19 protein-coding genes and 3 tRNA genes are annotated in these 22,034 nt (G+C 55.9%); all 22 read right to left on the bottom strand.

Translation table 11 applies throughout. From position 1 onward, the window contains the following. Positions 1–358: 358 nt before the first annotated feature. The 22 genes from gmhB to ACNPAA_RS00885 all read right to left on the bottom strand — a co-directional run bounded on the left by gmhB (position 359) and on the right by ACNPAA_RS00885 (position 21,774). A complete protein-coding gene (gene gmhB, locus ACNPAA_RS00990; protein WP_043153901.1) occupies positions 359–901 on the bottom strand; it encodes a D-glycero-beta-D-manno-heptose 1,7-bisphosphate 7-phosphatase in 543 nt (180 codons plus the stop codon). Positions 902–1,014: 113 nt separating this feature from the next. Further along, a complete protein-coding gene (gene tuf / locus ACNPAA_RS00985) occupies positions 1,015–2,199 on the bottom strand; it encodes an elongation factor Tu (RefSeq protein ID WP_005306325.1) in 1,185 nt (394 codons plus the stop codon). Between the two features lie 54 nt (positions 2,200–2,253). Then, entirely contained in the window at positions 2,254–4,359 is a 2,106-nt protein-coding gene (gene fusA / locus ACNPAA_RS00980; protein WP_010675948.1) for an elongation factor G, read from the bottom strand. 75 nt (positions 4,360–4,434) lie between these two features. Beyond that, on the bottom strand, positions 4,435–4,905 hold the full coding sequence (rpsG, locus tag ACNPAA_RS00975; RefSeq protein WP_010675949.1) for a 30S ribosomal protein S7: 471 nt from the start codon (positions 4,903–4,905) through the stop codon (positions 4,435–4,437). 93 nt (positions 4,906–4,998) lie between these two features. After that, complete coding sequence (gene rpsL, locus ACNPAA_RS00970; protein WP_005306278.1) at positions 4,999–5,373, bottom strand: 30S ribosomal protein S12; 375 nt, start codon at positions 5,371–5,373, stop codon at positions 4,999–5,001. Positions 5,374–5,554: 181 nt separating this feature from the next. Then, positions 5,555–5,833, bottom strand: a complete 279-nt coding sequence (gene tusB / locus ACNPAA_RS00965; protein ID WP_113978517.1) for a sulfurtransferase complex subunit TusB — start codon at positions 5,831–5,833, stop codon at positions 5,555–5,557. Positions 5,834–5,840: 7 nt separating this feature from the next. Next, positions 5,841–6,197, bottom strand: a complete 357-nt coding sequence (tusC, locus tag ACNPAA_RS00960) for a sulfurtransferase complex subunit TusC (RefSeq protein ID WP_041214281.1) — start codon at positions 6,195–6,197, stop codon at positions 5,841–5,843. A gap of 9 nt (positions 6,198–6,206) precedes the next feature. Then, complete coding sequence (tusD, locus tag ACNPAA_RS00955) at positions 6,207–6,599, bottom strand: sulfurtransferase complex subunit TusD (protein WP_010675952.1); 393 nt, start codon at positions 6,597–6,599, stop codon at positions 6,207–6,209. 86 nt (positions 6,600–6,685) lie between these two features. Continuing rightward, positions 6,686–7,066 (bottom strand): RidA family protein, encoded by a 381-nt coding sequence (locus tag ACNPAA_RS00950; protein WP_010675953.1) that lies wholly within the window; start codon positions 7,064–7,066, stop codon positions 6,686–6,688. A 26-nt stretch (positions 7,067–7,092) separates the two neighbouring features. After that, entirely contained in the window at positions 7,093–7,809 is a 717-nt protein-coding gene (locus ACNPAA_RS00945; protein ID WP_010675954.1) for a helix-turn-helix transcriptional regulator, read from the bottom strand. A gap of 197 nt (positions 7,810–8,006) precedes the next feature. After that, positions 8,007–12,311 (bottom strand): DNA-directed RNA polymerase subunit beta', encoded by a 4,305-nt coding sequence (rpoC, locus tag ACNPAA_RS00940; protein WP_010675955.1) that lies wholly within the window; start codon positions 12,309–12,311, stop codon positions 8,007–8,009. A 91-nt stretch (positions 12,312–12,402) separates the two neighbouring features. After that, on the bottom strand, positions 12,403–16,431 hold the full coding sequence (rpoB, locus tag ACNPAA_RS00935; protein ID WP_010675956.1) for a DNA-directed RNA polymerase subunit beta: 4,029 nt from the start codon (positions 16,429–16,431) through the stop codon (positions 12,403–12,405). Positions 16,432–16,654: 223 nt separating this feature from the next. Next, the gene (gene rplL, locus ACNPAA_RS00930) at positions 16,655–17,020 is read right to left on the bottom strand and encodes a 50S ribosomal protein L7/L12 (protein ID WP_010675957.1); all 366 of its coding nucleotides are present in this window, start codon (positions 17,018–17,020) and stop codon (positions 16,655–16,657) included. 51 nt (positions 17,021–17,071) lie between these two features. Further along, positions 17,072–17,572: a 50S ribosomal protein L10 gene (gene rplJ, locus ACNPAA_RS00925; protein ID WP_005339895.1), complete on the bottom strand. Its 501-nt coding sequence runs from the start codon at positions 17,570–17,572 to the stop codon at positions 17,072–17,074. Positions 17,573–17,828: 256 nt separating this feature from the next. Continuing rightward, positions 17,829–18,530 (bottom strand): 50S ribosomal protein L1, encoded by a 702-nt coding sequence (gene rplA / locus ACNPAA_RS00920; protein ID WP_010675958.1) that lies wholly within the window; start codon positions 18,528–18,530, stop codon positions 17,829–17,831. A 4-nt stretch (positions 18,531–18,534) separates the two neighbouring features. Beyond that, positions 18,535–18,963: a 50S ribosomal protein L11 gene (gene rplK / locus ACNPAA_RS00915; protein WP_005306313.1), complete on the bottom strand. Its 429-nt coding sequence runs from the start codon at positions 18,961–18,963 to the stop codon at positions 18,535–18,537. 134 nt (positions 18,964–19,097) lie between these two features. Then, positions 19,098–19,625, bottom strand: coding sequence for a transcription termination/antitermination protein NusG (gene nusG, locus ACNPAA_RS00910; RefSeq protein WP_197055467.1), 528 nt, complete (start codon positions 19,623–19,625; stop codon positions 19,098–19,100). Positions 19,626–19,658: 33 nt separating this feature from the next. Next, positions 19,659–20,030 carry a preprotein translocase subunit SecE gene (gene secE / locus ACNPAA_RS00905; RefSeq protein ID WP_010675960.1) on the bottom strand — a complete coding sequence of 124 codons (372 nt, stop codon included), beginning with the start codon at positions 20,028–20,030 and terminating at the stop codon, positions 19,659–19,661. Positions 20,031–20,090: 60 nt separating this feature from the next. Then, positions 20,091–20,167: transfer RNA gene (locus tag ACNPAA_RS00900), tRNA-Trp, on the bottom strand. A 52-nt stretch (positions 20,168–20,219) separates the two neighbouring features. Beyond that, positions 20,220–21,404 carry an elongation factor Tu gene (gene tuf, locus ACNPAA_RS00895; RefSeq protein ID WP_005306325.1) on the bottom strand — a complete coding sequence of 395 codons (1,185 nt, stop codon included), beginning with the start codon at positions 21,402–21,404 and terminating at the stop codon, positions 20,220–20,222. Positions 21,405–21,576: 172 nt separating this feature from the next. Beyond that, a tRNA-Gly gene (locus ACNPAA_RS00890) sits at positions 21,577–21,651 on the bottom strand. A 38-nt stretch (positions 21,652–21,689) separates the two neighbouring features. Beyond that, a tRNA-Tyr gene (locus ACNPAA_RS00885) sits at positions 21,690–21,774 on the bottom strand. Between the last annotated feature and the right edge of the window lie 260 nt (positions 21,775–22,034).

Here is a 22,034-nt window from a genome sequence, read left to right as displayed (position 1 = left end):
TTAACTGCTGCAACTTTCGTTGCTTTGGTCACTTCATCAGACATTGATATCAAAAATTGTTTTTGATGCTCGATGCTGTGAGTGCCCACACAGATTGCTTGATTCAAATTGTTAAAGAGCGACGCAGCTTTTGCGCTGCTGCGGGAGTGGCATTCTACTCAACCGCCTTCTCGAGTCAAGCCTTATTTTTACAGGCTTTTCGAGGCTATCGACTCAGGCTTTGCGTTGCTGCTTGCCCTGTCGATGGAGGCGCATTATAGGGAGCGAATTCGTTCTGGCAAGGGGATAATTGCAAAAAGATGGCTTCCATCGTTCAATCGCTCACAAAGCCACCAAAAAGCATCTTAATCCAGCGAAATCAGCCTGCGACAGGTGCTGCAACGGCAAAATCATGCAGGTTGTCGTAGATGGCATCGGCCAGTTCAATCCCCGCATCAGTAATCGGCTTACCCGTTCTGACCATTATCTTGTGACCGACCTTGGCATTGATGGCCGCCTTCAAGTCTGAAGGTTTGTCACCCACCATATAAGAGCGGCTCATATCGATACCGAGCTCCCGCTGGGCAAGCAACAACATACCCGGTTCGGGTTTGCGGCAGTCGCAGGGGGCACCGTGGTTCGGGTGATGGGGGCAGAAGTAGATACCATCGAGATCCACATCGCGATCGGCCAATGACCAATCCATCCACTCGGTCAGGTTCATGAAGTCATCTTCAGTGAAGTAACCACGGGCAATGCCGGATTGGTTGGTCACCACGACCAGCAAATAGCCTTTTTTCTTCAGCAATTGCATGGCCTCAATCGCCCCGGGCAGAAAATGGAAGTCATCAACCTGGCTGACATAACCCGTGTCTTTGTTGATGACACCATCGCGATCCAGAAAAATGGCGGGTTTACTCACAGCAACTACCTCTATAGATGATTTCGCAAAAGTATCTCACAAGCCATTTAAAGCCCCAAAAGTAAAAGGGGTGGCCGAAGCCACCCCTTTTATGTGTGCATATAAAGTATCGATTAAGCGATAACTTTAGCTACAACACCAGCACCTACGGTACGGCCACCTTCACGGATGGCGAAACGCAGGCCGTCGTCCATCGCGATCGGGGCAATCAGGGTAACAACCATCTTGATGTTGTCGCCCGGCATGACCATCTCTACGCCTTCCGGCAGTTCGATGGTACCGGTCACGTCGGTAGTACGGAAGTAGAACTGCGGACGGTAGCCCTTGAAGAACGGAGTGTGACGACCACCTTCTTCTTTGGACAGCACGTACACTTCGGATTCGAACTTGGTGTGCGGCTTGATGGTGCCCGGCTTGGCCAGTACCTGACCACGCTCTACGTCTTCACGCTTCACGCCACGCAGCAGTGCGCCAACGTTCTCACCTGCACGACCTTCGTCCAGCAGTTTGCGGAACATTTCAACGCCGGTACAGGTGGTCTTGGTGGTATCTTTGATACCAACGATTTCCACTTCTTCACCAACCTTGACGATACCGCGCTCTACACGACCGGTAACTACGGTACCACGGCCTGCGATGGAGAATACGTCTTCGATAGGCATCAGGAACGGCTGGTCAATGGCACGCTCCGGCTCCGGAATGTAGGTGTCCAGGTGGCCAGCCAGTTCCAGGATCTTCTCTTCCCACTGAGCTTCGCCTTCCAGCGCTTTCAGTGCGGAACCACGGACTACCGGCAGGTCATCACCCGGGAAGTCGTACTCGGACAGCAGTTCGCGAACTTCCATCTCGACCAGTTCCAGCAGCTCTTCGTCATCTACCATGTCGCACTTGTTCATGAACACGATGATGTACGGAACGCCTACCTGACGACCCAGCAGGATGTGCTCACGAGTCTGCGGCATCGGGCCGTCAGTCGCTGCTACTACCAGGATTGCGCCGTCCATCTGGGCAGCACCGGTGATCATGTTTTTAACGTAGTCGGCGTGACCCGGGCAATCTACGTGAGCGTAGTGGCGGGTAGCAGTGTCGTATTCTACGTGGGAGGTGTTGATGGTGATACCACGCTCACGCTCTTCCGGTGCCTTGTCGATCTGGTCGAAGGCGAAAGCTTTACCACCGAAGTGCTTGGCCAGCACGTTGGTGATGGCGGCGGTCAGGGTGGTTTTACCGTGGTCAACGTGGCCGATGGTGCCGACGTTTACGTGCGGTTTATTACGCTCAAATTTTTCTTTAGACACGACGTAGTCCTTCTAGGTTAAACCCGCCTACCGTCGTAGGCGGGGAATCTTAAATTACTTGGATTTGCGCTCTTCGATCACGGCCTGGGCGACGTTGGTCGGGGCATCGTGATACTTGGCGAATTCCATGGCGTAGGAAGCACGACCCTGGGTAGCAGAACGCAGGGAGGTGGCGTAACCGAACATTTCGGCCAGCGGCACCAGCGCACGTACGATCTTGCCGGACGGGCCATCTTCCATGCCTTCGATCAGGCCGCGACGACGGTTCAGGTCACCGATCACGTCGCCCATGTAGTCTTCCGGAGTCTCGACTTCGACCTTCATGATCGGTTCGAGCAGTACCGGGTTGGCCTTCATGAAGCCAGCCTTGAACGCCAGAGAAGCAGCGATCTTGAACGCCAGTTCGGAAGAGTCGACATCATGGTAGGAACCGAAGTGCAGACGCACACCCAGATCCATTACCGGATAGCCTGCCAGCGGGCCGGACTTCAGCTGCTCGCGGATACCCTTGTCAACACCCGGGATGAATTCGCCCGGAATCACGCCACCCTTGATGTCGTTGACGAATTCGTAGGCTTTGCCTTCTTCCAGCGGGTACATGTCGATAACGACGTGACCGTACTGACCACGACCACCGGACTGCTTGGCATGCTTGCCTTCGATGTCCTTGACGGTGTTGCGGATGGTTTCACGGTAGGCAACCTGCGGCTTACCTACGTTGGCTTCTACCTTGAACTCGCGACGCATACGGTCAACGATGATGTCCAGGTGCAGCTCACCCATACCGGCGATGATGGTTTGGCCAGATTCTTCGTCGGTCCATACGCGGAAGGACGGATCTTCCTGAGCCAGACGGCCCAGAGCCAGGCCCATCTTCTCTTGGTCAGCCTTGGATTTCGGCTCAACGGCGATGGAGATTACCGGTTCCGGGAATTCCATACGCTCCAGGATGATCGGTGCGCTTTCGTCACACAGGGTGTCACCGGTGGTGACGTCCTTCAGGCCGATGGCAGCAGCGATGTCGCCTGCGCGAACTTCTTTGATCTCTTCACGCTTGTTGGCGTGCATCTGAACGATACGGCCGAAACGCTCGCGCTTCTCTTTAACGGAGTTCAGCACGGAGTCACCGGAGTTGACCACACCGGAGTAAACACGGAAGAAGGTCAGGTTGCCCACGAACGGGTCGGTAGCAATCTTGAATGCCAGAGCAGAGAACGGCTCGTCATCGGAAGCGTGACGCTCGTCCTTGGTCTCGCCATCCAGCTTCAGACCGTCGATAGCAGCAACGTCGGTCGGAGCCGGCAGGTACTCGACCACGGCATCCAGCATGGCCTGTACGCCCTTGTTCTTGAACGCGGAGCCACAGGTAACCAGGATGATTTCGTTGTTCAGAACACGCTGACGCAGAGCTTTCTTGATCTCTTCTTCAGTCAGTTCTTCACCACCCAGGTATTTTTCCATCAGGTCTTCAGACGCTTCAGCAGCGGCTTCAACCAGGTTCATGCGCATTTCTTGCGCCTGTTCCAGCAGCTCAGCCGGGACGTCTTCGTAGTCGAAGGATACGCCCTGGTCAGCTTCGCTCCAGTTGATGGCTTTCATCTTGACCAGGTCGATAACGCCCTTGAAGTTCTCTTCGGAACCGATGTTCAGTTGCAGAGGAACCGGGTTACCTTTCAGACGGGTCTTGATGTGCTCAACGCAGCGCAGGAAGTTGGCACCGGTACGGTCCATCTTGTTGACGAACGCGATACGGGGAACCTTGTACTTGTTAGCCTGACGCCATACGGTTTCAGACTGGGGCTGTACGCCACCTACGGCACAGTACACCATCACGGCGCCATCCAGAACACGCATGGAACGCTCTACTTCGATAGTAAAGTCAACGTGGCCCGGGGTATCGATGATGTTGATACGGTGCGGTTGGAACTGTTTACCCATACCGGACCAGAAAGCGGTGGTCGCGGCGGAGGTGATGGTGATACCACGCTCTTGTTCCTGTTCCATCCAGTCCATGGTGGCGGCGCCATCGTGAACTTCACCGATCTTGTGACTTACACCGGTGTAAAACAGAACGCGCTCGGTAGTAGTAGTCTTACCGGCGTCGATGTGAGCGGAGATACCGATATTACGATAACGCTCAATGGGGGTTGTACGAGCCATTGTCATCCTCTTACTAGGGCGCTTGTCCCCAGATAATTAAAGGTGCGCAGAGTCATAAGACCCTGCGCAAGCGGATTACCAGCGGAAGTGAGCGAAGGCCTTGTTCGCTTCAGCCATACGGTGAACGTCTTCACGTTTCTTGACAGACGAACCCTTATTGTCAGCGGCATCCAGCAGCTCGCCAGCCAAACGCTGAGCCATTGATTTTTCACCACGTTTACGAGCGGCATCAACCAACCAGCGCATTGCCAGAGCATTGCGACGTACCGGACGAACTTCTACCGGCACCTGATAGGTTGCACCACCGACGCGACGAGATTTAACCTCGACCGCCGGACGAATGTTGTCCAGAGCGACTTCGAACAGGGCCAGGTGCTCTTTGCCAGATTTGGTGGCAATGATGTCCAGGGCGCCATAAACGATGGCTTCTGCAACAGATTTCTTACCGTCAACCATTACTACGTTGACAAATTTAGCCAGCAGCTCAGATCCGAACTTGGGATCCGGCAGGATTTTACGCTGACCAACAACACGACGTCTTGGCATTTCAAATTCTCCGTAACTTCAGGGGTTACCCAAAACTAGAAAGTTATCTAACTAGAAACGAATTAACGTTTGGCCTTACTTAACGGAGAACCATTAAGCTTTCGGACGCTTCACGCCGTACTTGGAGCGAGCCTGCTTACGGTCTTTAACACCGGCACAGTCCAACGCACCACGAACGGTGTGATAACGAACACCTGGCAAGTCTTTTACACGACCGCCACGGATCAGAACAACAGAGTGCTCTTGCAGGTTGTGACCTTCACCACCGATGTAGGAGGTGACTTCGAAGCCGTTGGTCAGACGTACACGGCATACTTTACGCAGTGCAGAGTTAGGCTTCTTCGGGGTGGTGGTGTATACACGGGTGCATACGCCACGCTTCTGAGGGCACGCTTCCAGCGCCGGCACGTTGCTTTTCACAACGAGCTTGATGCGTGGCTTGCGAACCAACTGGTTAATAGTTGCCATCAAAAGGCTCCTGATAATGACTTCATAAACGTGTGAAAAATCCTCCCCGCAGATACGGGGACGCGAAATTTTATGCCCTGTTGTCTGGGGAGTCAAGATTTATACAATTTGCACACCGAAATGGCAAATGACAGTCGAATGACATTATGCTAAGCAACTGAGATAAAAAGGAAAACCAAGTCTAACCGCCCCAGGTCTGCGGTGATCCGTGCTCGGCGATCAACCTGATCAAACCCGGCATATCGAGTTCCATCCCGATCCCGGGTGACAAGCCTCTCGCTTGCAGGTCTTCCTTCATGACGTAAAGGGGGACGTCTGCCAAGCGCTCGCACCACCCGGGGGCAGCCGCCGCCATCACGGCATCCTGCATCAACACCACCAGATCCCCTTCCATGCGGTAACGCAACGCCAACTCGAGATCCTGGCTCATGAAGGGAGAGTTCAATATCAGCTGTATCACGGGCACCTCAGAAGCAGATGTGGGTGGTGAAACCCGCCCAGCTACGGCGAATTTCCGCAGGAGAGAGCGGAATAACTGGGATTAGCAGATCCGCCGCCGTCAGTCCTCGCTCAGCCAGTGACACCGCACAGACATAGACCTCCTCGATGTCATACAGCTCCAGCATCTTGAAGGTCGGGGCGTAGTGACGCTGCAATATGGCGTGTGGCGATTGCTCCCTCACCAGTTGCATCACGCCATCGCCCACCAGAAAGAGGGCCAGGGACTCCGTCAATGCAGAGGTGGCCAGCAGGGCATCCAGCCCCTCCCGACCACTCGCCGAACCATGGGGACCACGCCGTGAGATAAACGCTATTCTGGTCATCTTGTCCCCCTAGAACTGTACGAAGCGATCAGCGGTCAGTGCGGCTTCCGCCAACTGACCGAGCCCGCTCAGGCAGAATGGGGCTTCCAGATTGAAATGCTCCCGTCCCATTCCCTTGGCCTCCTGCTCATCCAGCACGCCACGGCGCATGGCCGCAGCCACACACACATCGATGCGGATGCCCTGCTGGATGGCCAACTCGCGCCACAACGCCACCAGGTCGGTCTCATCGCTGGCTGGCGCATGGAGGCCATTGGCATTGCACACCCCCTCCTGATAGAAGAAGAGGTGGGACAAGCGGTGTCCCTGCTCGACCAGACTCAGGGCAAAACGATAGGCCGTGCTGGCCGTCTGGGTGCCATAGGCGGGCCCGGTGACCAGCAGAGCAAAATTCAGACTCATGATCGCACTCCTGCACAGCGGTGCATCCATTCTACCTCACAGACGCAAAAGCCCCTCCTGGGAGGGGCTTTTCCAATGAAACAGGCTCAGACGTAGGCGATGGCTTCGACTTCGACCAGCACATCCTTGGGCAGACGAGCGACCTCCACGCAGGAACGTGCCGGAGCGGATTCGCCAAAGTAGCGGGCATACACCTGGTTGAAGGCCACGAAGTTGTTCATGTCACTCAGGAAGCAAGTGGTCTTCAGTACCTTGCTGGTATCGGCTCCTGCAGCTTTCAAGACGGCAACCAGATTCTTCATCACCTGCTCTGCCTGAGCCTCGATGCCACCGGCAACGATGTCCATGGTGGCCGGATCGAGCGGGATCTGCCCGGAGGTAAAGACCAGCTCACCCAGCTTGGTAGCCTGGACATAAGGGCCAATTGCGGCAGGCGCCTTGTCGGTTGCAATCACTTCTTTAGCCATTGTTATCTATCCCCTATCTATGGCGCTTACTCGCTCTCTTCTTCACCCTGCTTGCGCTGTCGGATGTAGAGATACACGGTATGTTTGGAAATATTCAGCTTGTCGGCGACCAGGTTGATCGAATCCTTGATATCAAATATGCCCTTCTCGAACAACTGGGTCACGATAAAACGGTTCTTGGCATTGTTGGCCACGGAGGGATCACGATTGATCTCGTCGATGGTGTTGTCCACCGTCTGGGCAACCAGCTCTTCGACGCTGTTGGCGAAGGTCTCCGGTGATTGCCGCTCCACCTGCTGTGGCGTCGGGAAGAATTCGGCCACGAACTCGTGGAAAGGTGCATTGATGTGCAGGTTGATGCAGATAAGGCCGATCACCTGCTTGTCGCGGTTACGGATGGCGATGGTGCTCGACTTCATCAAGGCACCGGTCCGACTGCGGGCAAAATAACTCTGGGTGTGATCCTGACCCGTGCTCTCGATATCCTTGAGCATCCGCAGGGCGAGATCGGTGATCGGCGCCCCCAGAGTTCGACCCGTATTGAAACCATTCGCGATTTGGATCACGGACTCATGCAGATTTTCCAGGGAGTGGAGCACCACCTCGCAGTGCTTGCCGAACAGATCGGCCAGGCCTTCGATAAGGCCCCCATATGAACGCAACAGCTCCCTGTCTTCGTCTGTAAAAGCGCGACCGCTCAGTTGCTCTTCGGGAAGCAGTACTTCCTCGATACCGACAGCCATGTTCTACCCCTGTAATACCCATTCAACTTTCCCGAGTTTTCAGTTGCGACGGGGCAATGTCAACTTTTTTTGATTTTTTGCTCTATAACCTTGCACTGGATCATCCCCCTGCCCCAGCCCAGTGCACGCTGGGCGCCGGATGGGAAATAAAAAAAGGGCCCCTAGAAGGGGCCCTTTTCGATCACTGCAGCGGAAGATTACTCTTCGTCAAAACTGCCGGCTGCGTTGAGCAGATCCGCCAGGTTTTGCTGAGCTTCATCGGCAGTCACCTGCGGCACACCGACAGCACGGGCTGCGGCGGCACGCTGGTTGATGCGGCTGTGGTGGTAGGCAAAGCCGGTACCAGCCGGGATCAGACGACCCACGATCACGTTCTCTTTCAGGCCGCGCAGTTCATCACGCTTGCCACCAACGGCTGCTTCGGTCAGCACGCGGGTGGTCTCCTGGAAGGAAGCTGCCGAGATAAAGGACTCGGTGCTCAGAGATGCCTTGGTAATACCCATCAGGATATGACGGTAGGTAGCCGGGGTCTTGCCTTCGGCAACCAGTTTACGGTTGGCAATCTTCACACGGGCCACTTCAACCTGCTCACCTTCGATCAGGTCGGTGTCGCCAGCGCTCAGGATCTCGCACTTGCGAAGCATCTGACGCACGATGACTTCGATGTGCTTGTCGTTGATCTTAACGCCTTGCAGACGGTAAACGTCCTGCACTTCGTTGGCGATGTAGTTGGCGACCGGGCTGATACCGCGCAGACGCAGGATGTCATGAGCAGACTCGGGACCGTCCGCCAGCACTTCACCCTTCTCAACTTTTTCACCTTCGAACACGTTGAGGTGACGCCATTTCGGAATCATCTCTTCGTAGATCTCGCCACCATCGGTCGGGGTGATGACCAGACGGCGTTTGCCCTTGGTCTCTTTCCCGAAGGAGATGGTACCGGAGATCTCGGCCAGGATGGCCGGCTCTTTCGGCTGACGTGCTTCGAACAGATCCGCAACGCGCGGCAGACCACCGGTGATGTCCTTGGTACCGCTGGACTCTTGCGGGATACGCGCAACCGCATCACCCACGCCCACGTTGGCACCATCTTCCAGGTTCACGATCGCCTTGCCCGGCAGGAAGTACTGGGCGGGAACGTCGGTGCCCGGGATCATCACATCCTTGCCGTTCAGATCGACCAGTTTCACGGTCGGACGCATCTCTTTACCGGCGCTCGGACGCTCGTTGACATCCAGCACGACGATGGAAGAGAGACCGGTCAGCTCGTCGGTCTGACGAGTGATGGTCACACCGTCGATCATGTGTTCGAAGTGCAGGCGACCCGCCACTTCGGTGATGATCGGGTGGGTGTGCGGGTCCCAGTTCGCGACGGTATCACCGGCGTTCACCGCTTCGCCATCCTTCACTTCCAGCACGGAACCGTAAGGCAGCTTGTGGCTTTCCTTGGTACGGCCCATCTCGTCCATGATGGTCAGCTCGGTAGAACGGGAGGTGATAACCAGCTTGTCAGAGTTGTTCAGAACGAACTTGGCGTTCTGCAACTTGATGCTACCGGTGTTCTTCACCTGGATGCTGCTCTCGGCAGCCGCTCGGGATGCGGCACCACCGATGTGGAAGGTACGCATCGTCAGCTGGGTGCCCGGTTCACCGATGGACTGAGCGGCGATAACACCGACAGCCTCACCCTTGTTAACCAGGTGACCACGGGCCAAATCACGGCCGTAGCAGTGAGCACAGTTACCGAAGTCGGTCTCACAGGTGATGGCAGAACGTACCTTCACGCGGTCGACGGAGTTGCGCTCCAGCAGGTCACACAGCTGCTCGTCGAGCAGGGTGTTGCGCGCTACCAGCACTTCATCCTCGGTACCCGGCTTGATCACGTCTTCGGCCACCACACGACCCAGCACGCGCTCACGCAGCGGCTCGACCACGTCGCCACCCTCGATCAGCGGAGTCATCCACAGACCGTCGGTAGTGCCGCAGTCGTCCTCGGTGATCACCATGTCCTGGGCCACGTCAACCAGACGACGGGTCAGGTAACCGGAGTTCGCTGTCTTCAGTGCGGTATCCGCCAGACCTTTACGAGCACCGTGAGTGGAGATGAAGTACTGCAGTACGTTCAGACCTTCACGGAAGTTCGCCACGATCGGCGTTTCGATGATGGAGCCATCCGGCTTCGCCATCAGGCCACGCATACCGGCCAGCTGACGGATCTGGGCGGCGGAGCCCCGCGCACCAGAGTCGGCCATCATGAAGATGCTGTTGAAGGAAGCTTGCTCTTCCTCATCGCCCAGGGAGTTGACGTTACGCTCCTTGGAAAGGTTGTCCATCATGGCCTTGGAGACGCGATCGTTCGCGCTGGCCCAGATATCGATAACCTTGTTGTAACGTTCGCCCGCGGTCACCAGACCGGACAGGAACTGGTCCTGGATCTCGGCGACTTCGGCTTCTGCAGCAGCGATGATGTCTTTCTTGGCATCCGGGATGACCATGTCATCGATACCAACAGAGGCACCGGACAGGGCCGCGTAGTGGAAACCGGTATACATCAGCTGGTCAGCGAAGATGACGGTATCCTTCAGGCCCTGCTTGCGATAGCAGGTGTTCAGCAGACGGGAGATGAGCTTTTTGCCCAGCGCCTTGTTGGAGACGCACTTGATCCAGTTCTGCGGGTTGGCGTCCAGGTCAGCCTGCTCTGCAGCAGTCAGTACCTTGGGCTCGTCAATCAGCGCATACTCCATGCCTTTGGGCAGGATCAGGCTCAGGATCGCACGACCAACGGTGGTGTTCTTCATCTCGGTCTTGGCAACCAGCTCACCGGCTTCGTTCTTCACGTACTCGGTGATGCGGCACTTGACGCGAGCATGCAGGTCGGCCAGACCGGCACGGTAGACCTTCTCGGCCTCTTTCGGACCGGACAGCACCATACCTTCGCCCTTGGCGTTGATACGGGCACGGGTCATGTAGTACAGACCCAAGACCACGTCCTGGGAAGGAACGATGATCGGCTCACCGGAGGCAGGCGACAGGATGTTGTTGGTGGACATCATCAGGGCGCGCGCTTCCAGCTGGGCTTCCAGGGTCAGCGGTACGTGGACCGCCATCTGGTCACCGTCGAAGTCCGCGTTATACGCAGCACAAACCAGCGGGTGCAGCTGGATGGCCTTCCCTTCGATCAGGGTCGGTTCAAACGCCTGGATACCCAGACGGTGCAGAGTCGGTGCACGGTTCAGCAGAACCGGGTGTTCGCGGATCACTTCGTCCAGGATGTCCCAGACGACGGCTTCTTCGCGCTCCACCATCTTCTTGGCGGCCTTGATGGTGGTCGCCAGACCGCGGGATTCCAGCTTACCGTAGATGAAGGGCTTGAACAGCTCAAGTGCCATCTTCTTCGGCAGACCGCACTGATGCAGACGCAGGGTCGGACCTACGGTGATAACGGAACGACCGGAATAGTCGACACGCTTACCCAGCAGGTTCTGACGGAAACGACCTTGCTTACCCTTGATCATGTCGGCCAGGGATTTCAGCGGGCGCTTGTTGGAACCGGTGATGGCACGACCACGACGACCGTTGTCCAGCAGGGCATCCACGGACTCTTGCAGCATACGCTTTTCGTTGCGCACGATGATGTCCGGCGCAGCCAGATCCAGCAGACGCTTCAAGCGGTTGTTACGGTTGATCACGCGACGGTACAGATCGTTCAGATCGGAGGTCGCGAAACGACCGCCGTCCAGCGGTACCAGCGGACGCAGGTCCGGCGGCAGCACGGGCAGCACTGTCATGATCATCCACTCCGGCTTGTTGCCGGATTGCAGGAAGGCTTCCATCAGCTTCAGACGCTTGGTGGTCTTCTTGCGCTTGGTCTCGGAGTTGGTCTGATCCAGCTCCTCACGCATGGCTTTGACTTCGCCTTCCAGATCGATGGCGCGCAGCAGAGCCAGAATGGCCTCGGCACCCATCTTGGCGTCGAATTCGTCGCCCCACTCTTCCAGTGCGTCCAGATAGTTCTCTTCGGAGAGCATCTGGCTGCGCTCGAGGTTGGTCATGCCGGGTTCGATCACTACATAGGATTCGAAATACAGCACGCGCTCGATGTCACGCAGGGTCATGTCCAGCAGCAGACCGATACGGGACGGCAGGGACTTCAGGAACCAGATGTGGGCAGTCGGGCTGGCCAGCTCGATGTGGCCCATGCGCTCACGACGGACCTTGGTCTGGGTCACTTCTACACCGCACTTCTCGCAGATCACACCACGGTGTTTCAGGCGCTTGTACTTGCCGCACAGACACTCGTAGTCCTTCACCGGTCCGAAGATACGGGCGCAGAACAGACCATCACGCTCCGGCTTGAAAGTCCGGTAGTTGATGGTCTCAGGCTTTTTGACCTCACCGAATGACCAGGAGCGGATCATGTCAGGAGAGGCCAGACCGATCTTGATACTGTCAAACTCTTCGGTCTTGGTCTGAGCCTTCAAAAACTTGAGTAAGTCTTTCACGTGTTTCCCCTGTCAGGAGTCTAACCTCGGCGCCCCGGCTGCCGAAACAGCGGGGCGCCCACGTCAATTCTCGAACAATAAGAGCGAGCTCTTACTCTTCGTCCAGCTCGATGTTGATACCCAGAGAGCGGATTTCCTTCAGCAATACGTTGAAGGATTCGGGCATGCCCGGCTCCATACGGTGGTCGCCATCCACGATGTTCTTGTACATCTTGGTACGGCCGTTCACATCGTCAGACTTGACGGTCAGCATTTCCTGCAGGGTATATGCCGCACCGTAAGCCTCCAGGGCCCACACTTCCATCTCACCGAACCGCTGACCACCGAACTGCGCCTTACCACCCAGCGGCTGCTGGGTAACCAGGCTGTAGGAACCGGTAGAACGCGCGTGCATCTTGTCGTCTACCAGGTGGTTCAGCTTCAGCATGTACATGTAACCCACGGTAACCTTGCGCTCGAAGGCGTTACCGGTACGACCGTCGAACAGGGAGATCTGACCGGATTCCGGCAGATCGGCCAGCTTCAGCAAGGCTTTTATTTCGCGCTCTTTGGCACCATCAAAGACAGGTGTAGCCACCGGCAGACCCTTACGCAGGTTACCCACCAAGGTACGCACGTCGTCGTCAGACAGCTCAGCAATGTTCACTTGCTGGGAGTCCTTCTCGCCCAGGTCATAGACCTGTTGCAGGAACTCGCGCATCTCGTGCAGCTCGCGCTGTTCTTTGATCATGCGGTCGATCTTCTCGCCGATGCCCTTGGCCGCGAGGCCCAGGTGCACTTCGAGGATCTGACCGATGTTCATACGAGACGGTACACCCAGCGGGTTCAGTACGATGTCGACCGGACGGCCGTACTCGTCATGGGGCATATCCTCGACCGGACAGATCTTGGAGATAACACCCTTGTTACCGTGACGGCCCGCCATCTTGTCACCCGGCTGGATGCGACGCTTGACGGCCAGATAGACCTTGACGATCTTCAGTACGCCCGGCGCCAGGTCATCGCCCTGGATGATCTTGCGACGCTTGTTCTCGAATTTCTTGTCGAACTCGGCCTTCAGCTCAACGTGCTGTTCAGCGATCTGTTCCAGCTCGATTTGCTTGGCTTCATCTTCGATGGCCAGTTCAAACCACTTGGAACGATCGAGCTTGTTCAGACGATCTTCGCTGTAACCGGCGGCCAGCAGCAGGTTGCGGGAACGGCCAAAAATGCCGTCTTCCAGGATCTTGAACTCTTCGGTCAAGTCCTTCTTCGCTTCCTTCAACTGCATCTCTTCGATTTCTTTGGCGCGCTTGTCTTTTTCCACGCCATCGCGGGTAAAGACTTGCACGTCAACCACGGTACCGTACACACCGTTCGGTACACGCAGGGAAGAGTCCTTCACGTCGGACGCCTTCTCACCGAAGATGGCGCGCAGCAGCTTCTCTTCCGGGGTCAGCTGGGTTTCACCTTTCGGAGTCACCTTGCCGACCAGAATGTCGCCGCCCTTCACTTCCGCACCCACGTAGACGATGCCGGACTCGTCCAGCTTGGACAGAGCGGCTTCACCCACGTTCGGGATGTCAGCAGTGATCTCTTCCGGACCCAGCTTGGTGTCACGGGAGATACAGGCCAGTTCCTGGATGTGAATGGTGGTCAGGCGATCTTCCTGAACCACACGCTCGTTCACCAGGATCGAGTCTTCGAAGTTGTAACCGTTCCACGGCATGAACGCGACGCGCAGGTTCTGACCCAGCGCCAGTTCACCGAGATCGGTGGACGGGCCGTCAGCCAGTACGTCGCCCGCCATCACCGGTTCGCCCAACATCACGCACGGACGCTGGTTGATACAGGTGTTCTGGTTGGAACGGGTGTATTTGGTCAGGCTGTAGATGTCGATGCCGGCTTCGCCAGGCAGCAGCTCATCTTCATTGACCTTGATAACGATACGGGAGGCATCGACATAGTCGATCATGCCGCCACGCTTGGCCACTACGGTCACACCGGAGTCAACGGCCACTGCGCGTTCCATACCGGTACCAACCAGCGGCTTGTCAGCGCGCAGGGTCGGTACAGCCTGACGTTGCATGTTTGAACCCATCAATGCGCGGTTCGCGTCATCGTGTTCCAGGAACGGGATCAGGGCCGCTGCCACAGAGACGATCTGTTGCGGGCTCACGTCCATGTACTGGATCTGGTCGGCGTTCATAAAGGTGGATTCACCTTTGTGACGGCACGGGATCAATTCATCTTTCAGACGGCCATCTTCGGTGGTCGCGGCGTTGGCCTGTGCGATCACGTACTTGCCTTCTTCAATCGCAGACAGGTAATCCACTTCGTCGGTGATCACACCGTCGATCACCTTGCGGTACGGGGTCTCGAGGAAACCGTACTCGTTGGTGCGGGAATACACGGACAGCGAGTTGATCAGACCGATGTTCGGACCTTCCGGCGTTTCGATGGGGCACAGACGACCGTAGTGGGTCGGGTGTACGTCTCGAACTTCGAAACCGGCACGCTCACGGGTCAGACCGCCCGGGCCCAGCGCGGAGATACGACGCTTGTGGGTCACTTCGGACAGCGGGTTGTTCTGGTCCATGAACTGGGACAGCTGGCTGGAACCGAAGAACTCTTTGACCGCGGCGGAGATCGGCTTGGCGTTGATCAGATCCTGCGGCATCAGGGTGTCCAGATCGCCCAGAGACAGGCGCTCCTTCACCGCACGCTCGACACGGACCAGACCGACACGGAACTGGTTCTCGGCCATTTCACCGACGGAACGAATACGACGGTTACCCAGGTGGTCGATATCGTCCACTTCGTCGTTACCGTTACGGATGTCGATCAGGCGCTTCATGACCTCGACGATATCGTCTTTGGTCAGCACGCCAACGCCGGTCTCGTCTTCACGACCCAGACGGCGGTTGAACTTCATCCGACCTACGGTAGACAGGTCGTAACGCTCGGAAGAGAAGAACAGGTTCTCGAACAGCTGCTCGGCCGCTTCACGAGTGGGCGGCTCGCCCGGACGCATCATGCGATAGATCTCGACCAGGGCTTCCAGGCGGCTGGAGCTGGAGTCGATACGCAGGGTCTCGGACATGTAGGCACCGTGATCCAGTTCGTTGGTGAACAGAACCTCGAAGTGCTTGAAGCCGGCTTGGGACAGGTTGGCAACCGCTTCCAGGCTCAGCGCCTGGTTGGCAGTCACGACCATCTCACCAGTCTGCGGGTGCGCGTAGTTCTTGGCTGCAACTTTGCCAACAACATACTCTACCGGCACCTCGATCTGGGTGATGCCGTCTTTTTCCAGCTGACGGATGTGACGGGCAGTGACACGACGACCGGTTTCAACCACCACGGCGCCATTGGCAATGATGTCGAAGGTCGCGGTCTCGCCACGCAGGCGCTCGGGCACCAGATCCATCATCAACTTGCCATCCTTGACCTCGAAACCGATGGTCTCGAAGAAGGTGGCCAGGATTTCTTCGGAACTGAAGTCCAGGGCGCGCAGAATAATGGAGGCCGGCAGTTTGCGACGACGGTCGATACGGACAAACAGGTTGTCTTTCGCATCGAACTCGAAGTCCAGCCAGGAGCCACGGTAGGGGATAACGCGGGCGTTATACAGTACCTTACCGGATGAATGTGTTTTGCCTTTATCGTGGTCGAAGAAGACGCCCGGGCTGCGGTGCAGCTGGGAGACGATAACCCGTTCGGTACCATTGATGACAAAGGTGCCGTTCTCGGTCATGAGCGGAATCTCGCCCATGTATACTTCTTGTTCCTTGATATCTTTGACGGTGCCGGCAGCTGCTTCACGGTCGTACAGAACCATACGAAGCTTGACACGCAGCGGCGCGGAGTAGGTCACTCCACGGATCTGGCATTCTTTTACGTCAAATACCGGCTCACCCAGGCGATAGCTGACATACTGAAGCTCAGCACTACCGGAGTAACTGGTGATCGGGAAAACGCTACGGAAGGCGGCTTCTAGGCCGTACTCACCTTCCGGGTCAGCCTCGATGAACTGCTTGAAGGAGTCCAGCTGAATGGACAACAGATAAGGCGTGTCCAGTACCTGGTCTCGCTTACCGAAGTCCTTACGTATGCGTTTTTTTTCGGTATAAGAGTAAACCATAGGGTTCCTCAGCTCGCTGATAAGTGACCCACTCTGTCCCCACGGGACAGCTCTGTCTCAACACCGTTTTGTGTTGGCCCGGACGATGAGGCGGTCCGGATTGCTGGTGCACCGAGAGTCGTGAACGGTGTGAAATACTCTCAGTCTACAGCGCAAAAAGGCTGGTGAATAAAGATTCACCAGCCTTAGCCTGTTTTATCAGGCTAATCTACATAAATGCAGATTATTTGATCTCAACAGAAGCACCGGCAGCTTCCAGCTCTTTCTTCAGAGCTTCAGCTTCGTCCTTGGACACGGCTTCTTTCAGATTGGTCGGAGCAGCTTCTACCAGGTCCTTGGCTTCTTTCAGGCCCAGACCGGTAGCGCCACGAACGGCCTTGATGACGGCAACTTTGTTGGCGCCAGCAGCAGTCAGAACTACGTCGAACTCGGTCTTCTCTTCTACTGCTTCAGCAGCAGCCGGGCCGGCCATGACGGCAGCAGCGGCAGAAACACCGAACTTCTCTTCCATAGCTTCGATCAGCTCAACAACTTCCATTACGGACATGGAAGCAACGGCTTCGATGATTTGGTCTTTAGTGATAGACATGACAAAAATTCCTGATGTTGAATAAACTCAAACAGCCTAGATAGGCGAGAATCAAGCAGCAGCTTGTTTCTGGTCGCGAACAGCAGCGATAGTACGAACCAGCTTGCCAGCAGAGGCTTCCTTCATGGTAGCCATCAACTTCGCAATTGCTTCTTCGTAAGTCGGCAGCGTGGCCAGACGATCAATTTGTGCTGCGGCGATAAACTCACCGTTAAAAGCGCCAGCCTTGATTTCGAACTTTTGGTTCGCTTTGGCAAACTCTTTGAACAGACGAGCGGCAGCGCCCGGGTGTTCGTTGGAGAAAGCAATCAAGGTAGGACCGGTAAATGCGTCGTTCAGGCACTCGTATTCGGTACCTTCTACCGCGCGACGCAGCAGGGTGTTACGCACAACGCGCATGTACACACCAGCTTCACGAGCGGTCTTACGCAGGACGGTCATCTTGTCTACAGTGACGCCGCGAGAATCGGCTACAACTGCAGAAAGAGCGCCTTTGGCAGCTTCGTTGACTTCAGCAACAATTGCCTTTTTGTCTTCGAGTCCCAATGCCATTGGCTTAACTCCTGGATTGAATCCGGGTCTGTTGACCCAGTACTGACACATCCCCCCTACCTTTACAACAGAGGGGAACGATGCGGTAGCAGGATTCCAGAAGAGAAAGAATCTTTCTCGCTGGGTTTCCGGCACCGTCTACGCAGGAAAAATTAAGGCTTTGCGGCCTCCTGCGGTCTTGGACGGAGGTCGAAACCCCCAACCAATCAAGGCGCAAAATTATAGATTAAATTTTGCGCCTTGTAAAACCCATCAATTAGGCCTGAGCTTCCAGGGAAGCTTGGTCTACGGCAACACCGGCACCCATGGTGGTGGAGATGCTGACTTTCTTGATGAATACACCCTTGGCGGAGGACGGCTTGGCCTTCTTCAAGGCAACCAGCAGCGCTTCCAGGTTCTCTTTCAGCTGAACTTCGTTGAAAGAGACCTTGCCCAGAGTGGTATGAATGATACCGTTCTTGTCGTTACGGTAACGAACCTGACCAGCCTTGGCGTTCTTGACGGCTTCGGCTACGTTCGGAGTGACGGTACCCACTTTCGGGTTCGGCATCAGACCGCGCGGGCCCAGGATTTGACCCAGTTGACCAACAACACGCATGGCATCCGGGGATGCGATGACGACGTCGAAGTTCATCTCGCCTTTCTTGACCAGCTCAGCCAGGTCATCCATACCAACCAGTTCAGCACCGGCAGCCTTGGCGGCTTCGGCGTTGGCACCCTGGGTGAACACGGCGACACGGATGTCACGACCGGTACCGTGCGGCAGTACAGTTGCACCACGTACGTTCTGGTCGGATTTACGAGCATCGATACCCAGGTTGACAGCAACGTCAACGCTTTCAACGAACTTGGCAGTAGCCAGTTCTTTCAGCAGGGCAATGGCTTCGTTGATGGAGTACTCTTTGGTACCGTCAACTTTTTCGCGAATAACGCGCATACGCTTGGACAGTTTAGCCATTGTCTTACTCCTCCACTACCAGGCCCATGGAACGAGCGGAACCGGCGATGCAACGTACTTTTGCATCCAGATCGGCACCAGTCATATCCGGCTCTTTGGTCTTGGCGATTTCTTGCAGCTGAGCCACAGTCACCTTACCAACCTTGTCTTTGTTCGGCTTGGCGGAACCAGACTGGATACCAGCGGCTTTCTTCAGCAGGAAGGAAGCGGGCGGAGTCTTGGTTTCGAAGGTGAAGGAACGGTCGCTGTAAACGGTGATCACGACCGGAGTCGGAGAACCTTTTTCCAGCTTTTCTGTACGGGCGTTGAATGCCTTACAGAATTCCATGATGTTCACACCGTGCTGACCCAGAGCAGGACCAACGGGAGGGCTGGGGTTAGCACTGCCAGCCTTAACTTGCAGCTTGATATAAGCTGTGACTTTCTTAGCCATTACAAAAATACCTCAAAAATGGGTTCTAACGCCTCGGAGACATGCTCCTGCAAACGGCTCCCCAACAAATAAAGGGGCAGCGAATTATAGAGATAATCGCTGCCCCTGACAACCGTTAAACGTACAGAGATTAATCAGCCTTTTTCGACCTGACCAAAATCCAGTTCTACCGGCGTTGAGCGGCCGAAGATCAGTACGGAGACCTTCACGCGGCTCTTTTCGTAGTCCACCTCTTCAACGGTACCGTTGAAGTCGGCGAACGGACCATCGGCAACCCGGACCATCTCACCCGGTTCAAACAGGGTTTTCGGACGCGGCTTGTCGTGGGCATCTTGCAGACGATTGAGGATGGCATCCGCTTCTTTATCGGAGATAGGAGCAGGGCGATCGGAGGTACCGCCGATGAAACCCATTACACGTGGTACATTGCGTACCAAGTGCCATGTGGTTTCATCCATCACCATCTGGACCAGGACGTATCCCGGGAAAAATTTGCGCTCACTCTTGCGCTTCTGGCCAGCACGCATCTCGACCACTTCTTCGGTCGGGACCAGCACTTCACCAAACAGCTCTTCCATGCCATGCATCTTGATATGTTCACGCAGGGATTTGGCAACACGGCCTTCGTAGCCGGAAAAAGCCTGCACGACATACCATCTCATACGCTGTTCACGTTGTTCAGTCATGGCTTATCCTTACACACCGGTAATCAGGTTGACCAACCAGACCAAGGCGCCGTCCAACACGAACAGCAGCAGCCCCATCACGGCAGTCACCGCCAGCACAATCAGGGTTGTCTGAATGGCTTCCTGACGGGTCGGCCATACGACCTTGCGGACTTCCAGGCGAGACTCACGGGCAAACGCCAGTGTTGCCTTGCCCTTGGTGGTTTGCAGGGCCACTGCACCGGCAGCAGCGATGACAACGACCACACCCAGGGCGCGGACGGCAGCAATAACGTCGCTCAGCAGGTAATTGCCCACTACAGCGGCCGCTAGGATGATGAAAACCAGGCCCCAAAGCAGGGTATCCTTGCTTCCGCCCTGACCCTCAGAACTAACACTCATACAACCCACCTGTATCTGACGTAACCAAAGACACAAAAGCCCCGTACGAGACGAGGTATATGGCAGGGGCGGCAGGACTCGAACCCGCAACCATCGGTTTTGGAGACCGCTGTTCTACCAATTCGAACTACGCCCCTGCATAAGAAAGCCCCTATTATAGGGGCTCTGCTTTATTTATGTAAGCCAAGATTAAGCGATAACTTTGGCTACAACACCAGCACCTACGGTACGGCCACCTTCACGGATGGCGAAACGCAGGCCGTCGTCCATCGCGATCGGCGCAATCAGGGTAACAACCATCTTGATGTTGTCGCCAGGCATGACCATCTCTACGCCTTCCGGCAGCTCGATGGTACCGGTCACGTCGGTAGTCCGGAAGTAGAACTGCGGACGGTAGCCCTTGAAGAACGGGGTGTGACGACCACCTTCTTCCTTGGACAGCACGTACACTTCAGATTCGAACTTGGTGTGCGGCTTGATGGTGCCCGGCTTGGCCAGTACCTGACCACGCTCTACGTCTTCACGCTTCACGCCACGCAGCAGCGCGCCAACGTTCTCACCTGCACGACCTTCGTCCAGCAGTTTGCGGAACATTTCAACGCCGGTACAGGTGGTCTTGGTGGTATCTTTGATACCAACGATTTCCACTTCTTCACCAACCTTGACGATACCGCGCTCTACACGACCGGTTACTACGGTACCACGGCCTGCGATGGAGAACACGTCTTCGATAGGCATCAGGAACGGCTGGTCAATGGCACGCTCCGGCTCCGGAATGTAGGTGTCCAGGTGGCCAGCCAGTTCCAGGATCTTCTCTTCCCACTGAGCTTCGCCTTCCAGCGCTTTCAGTGCGGAACCACGGACTACCGGCAGGTCATCACCCGGGAAGTCGTACTCGGACAGCAGTTCGCGAACTTCCATCTCGACCAGTTCCAGCAGCTCTTCGTCATCTACCATGTCGCACTTGTTCATGAACACGATGATGTACGGAACGCCTACCTGACGACCCAGCAGGATGTGTTCACGAGTCTGCGGCATCGGGCCGTCAGTCGCTGCTACTACCAGGATTGCGCCGTCCATCTGGGCAGCACCGGTGATCATGTTTTTAACGTAGTCGGCGTGACCCGGGCAATCTACGTGGGCGTAGTGGCGGGTAGCAGTGTCGTATTCTACGTGGGAGGTGTTGATGGTGATACCACGCTCACGCTCTTCCGGTGCCTTGTCGATCTGGTCGAAGGCGAAAGCTTTACCACCGAAGTGCTTGGCCAGCACGTTGGTGATGGCGGCGGTCAGGGTGGTTTTACCGTGGTCAACGTGGCCGATGGTACCCACGTTAACGTGCGGTTTATTACGCTCAAATTTTTCTTTAGACATGATCGTCCCTCTAAACTAACGCTGAGTACGCGGTGGCAAGCTAACCACAGAACAGTTTATATGATGGATTTGAATCAAGGGGAGTAGAGAGGTTGGTGCTGACAGGCTGGTTCGATTGCCGAACTCACCCTAAGGTGTGGCTCTCAGAATTACCTGAGCCATATCAGCATCTTGGAGCGGGCAGCGGGAATCGAACCCGCATCATCAGCTTGGAAGGCTGAGGTAATAGCCATTATACGATGCCCGCATTTCTCTAACCCAAAGAACTCAAACCGCAGAGAAATATGGTGGAGGGAGAAGGATTCGAACCTTCGAAGGCAGAGCCGTCAGATTTACAGTCTGATCCCTTTGGCCGCTCGGGAACCCCTCCAGTTGCATAAATGCCACAACGGTAATTCTGCTTGCACCCGTTGTTTTTGTCGCTTTTGCTGGGCAAATAGACGACAGACATCCAAGCGTCGCGCATTTTATGGTAAGGATTTTGGGGATGCAACCATTGCACCTTGCAAAAAGTGCATTTATGCCGGGATCCAGGCAAAAAAACGCTCCTTCTCCGTCCCGACCGGACGCGTCCCTTGTCGCTCCCGATCCCTTGGTGTATGGTCGCCCTGCCCAAGAAACAGTGATGAC

This window comes from Aeromonas sp. PS2Canimalfood6, from assembly GCF_048276795.1.
Classification (GTDB): domain Bacteria; phylum Pseudomonadota; class Gammaproteobacteria; order Enterobacterales; family Aeromonadaceae; genus Aeromonas; species Aeromonas caviae.
Note: the sequence above shows the minus strand (reverse complement) of the source record. Positions and strands in the feature narration are given on the sequence as shown.

What these genes read in the sequence shown, in the direction of transcription:
- fusA (WP_010675948.1), bottom strand. Translation starts at nt 4,359, where the DNA reads ATGGCTCGTACAACCCCCATTGAGCGTTATCGTAATATCGGTATCTCC.
- rpsG (WP_010675949.1), bottom strand. Translation starts at nt 4,905, where the DNA reads ATGCCAAGACGTCGTGTTGTTGGTCAGCGTAAAATCCTGCCGGATCCC.
- rpsL (WP_005306278.1), bottom strand. Translation starts at nt 5,373, where the DNA reads ATGGCAACTATTAACCAGTTGGTTCGCAAGCCACGCATCAAGCTCGTT.
- tusC (WP_041214281.1), bottom strand. Translation starts at nt 6,197, where the DNA reads ATGACCAGAATAGCGTTTATCTCACGGCGTGGTCCCCATGGTTCGGCG.
- tusD (WP_010675952.1), bottom strand. Translation starts at nt 6,599, where the DNA reads ATGAGTCTGAATTTTGCTCTGCTGGTCACCGGGCCCGCCTATGGCACC.
- ACNPAA_RS00950 (WP_010675953.1), bottom strand. Translation starts at nt 7,066, where the DNA reads ATGGCTAAAGAAGTGATTGCAACCGACAAGGCGCCTGCCGCAATTGGC.
- ACNPAA_RS00945 (WP_010675954.1), bottom strand. Translation starts at nt 7,809, where the DNA reads ATGGCTGTCGGTATCGAGGAAGTACTGCTTCCCGAAGAGCAACTGAGC.
- rpoB (WP_010675956.1), bottom strand. Translation starts at nt 16,431, where the DNA reads ATGGTTTACTCTTATACCGAAAAAAAACGCATACGTAAGGACTTCGGT.
- rplL (WP_010675957.1), bottom strand. Translation starts at nt 17,020, where the DNA reads ATGTCTATCACTAAAGACCAAATCATCGAAGCCGTTGCTTCCATGTCC.
- rplJ (WP_005339895.1), bottom strand. Translation starts at nt 17,572, where the DNA reads ATGGCATTGGGACTCGAAGACAAAAAGGCAATTGTTGCTGAAGTCAAC.
- rplA (WP_010675958.1), bottom strand. Translation starts at nt 18,530, where the DNA reads ATGGCTAAACTGTCCAAGCGTATGCGCGTTATTCGCGAAAAAGTTGAC.
- rplK (WP_005306313.1), bottom strand. Translation starts at nt 18,963, where the DNA reads ATGGCTAAGAAAGTCACAGCTTATATCAAGCTGCAAGTTAAGGCTGGC.
- nusG (WP_197055467.1), bottom strand. Translation starts at nt 19,625, where the DNA reads ATGAGATGGTATGTCGTGCAGGCTTTTTCCGGCTACGAAGGCCGTGTT.
- secE (WP_010675960.1), bottom strand. Translation starts at nt 20,030, where the DNA reads ATGAGTGTTAGTTCTGAGGGTCAGGGCGGAAGCAAGGATACCCTGCTT.
- tuf (WP_005306325.1), bottom strand. Translation starts at nt 21,404, where the DNA reads ATGTCTAAAGAAAAATTTGAGCGTAATAAACCGCACGTTAACGTGGGT.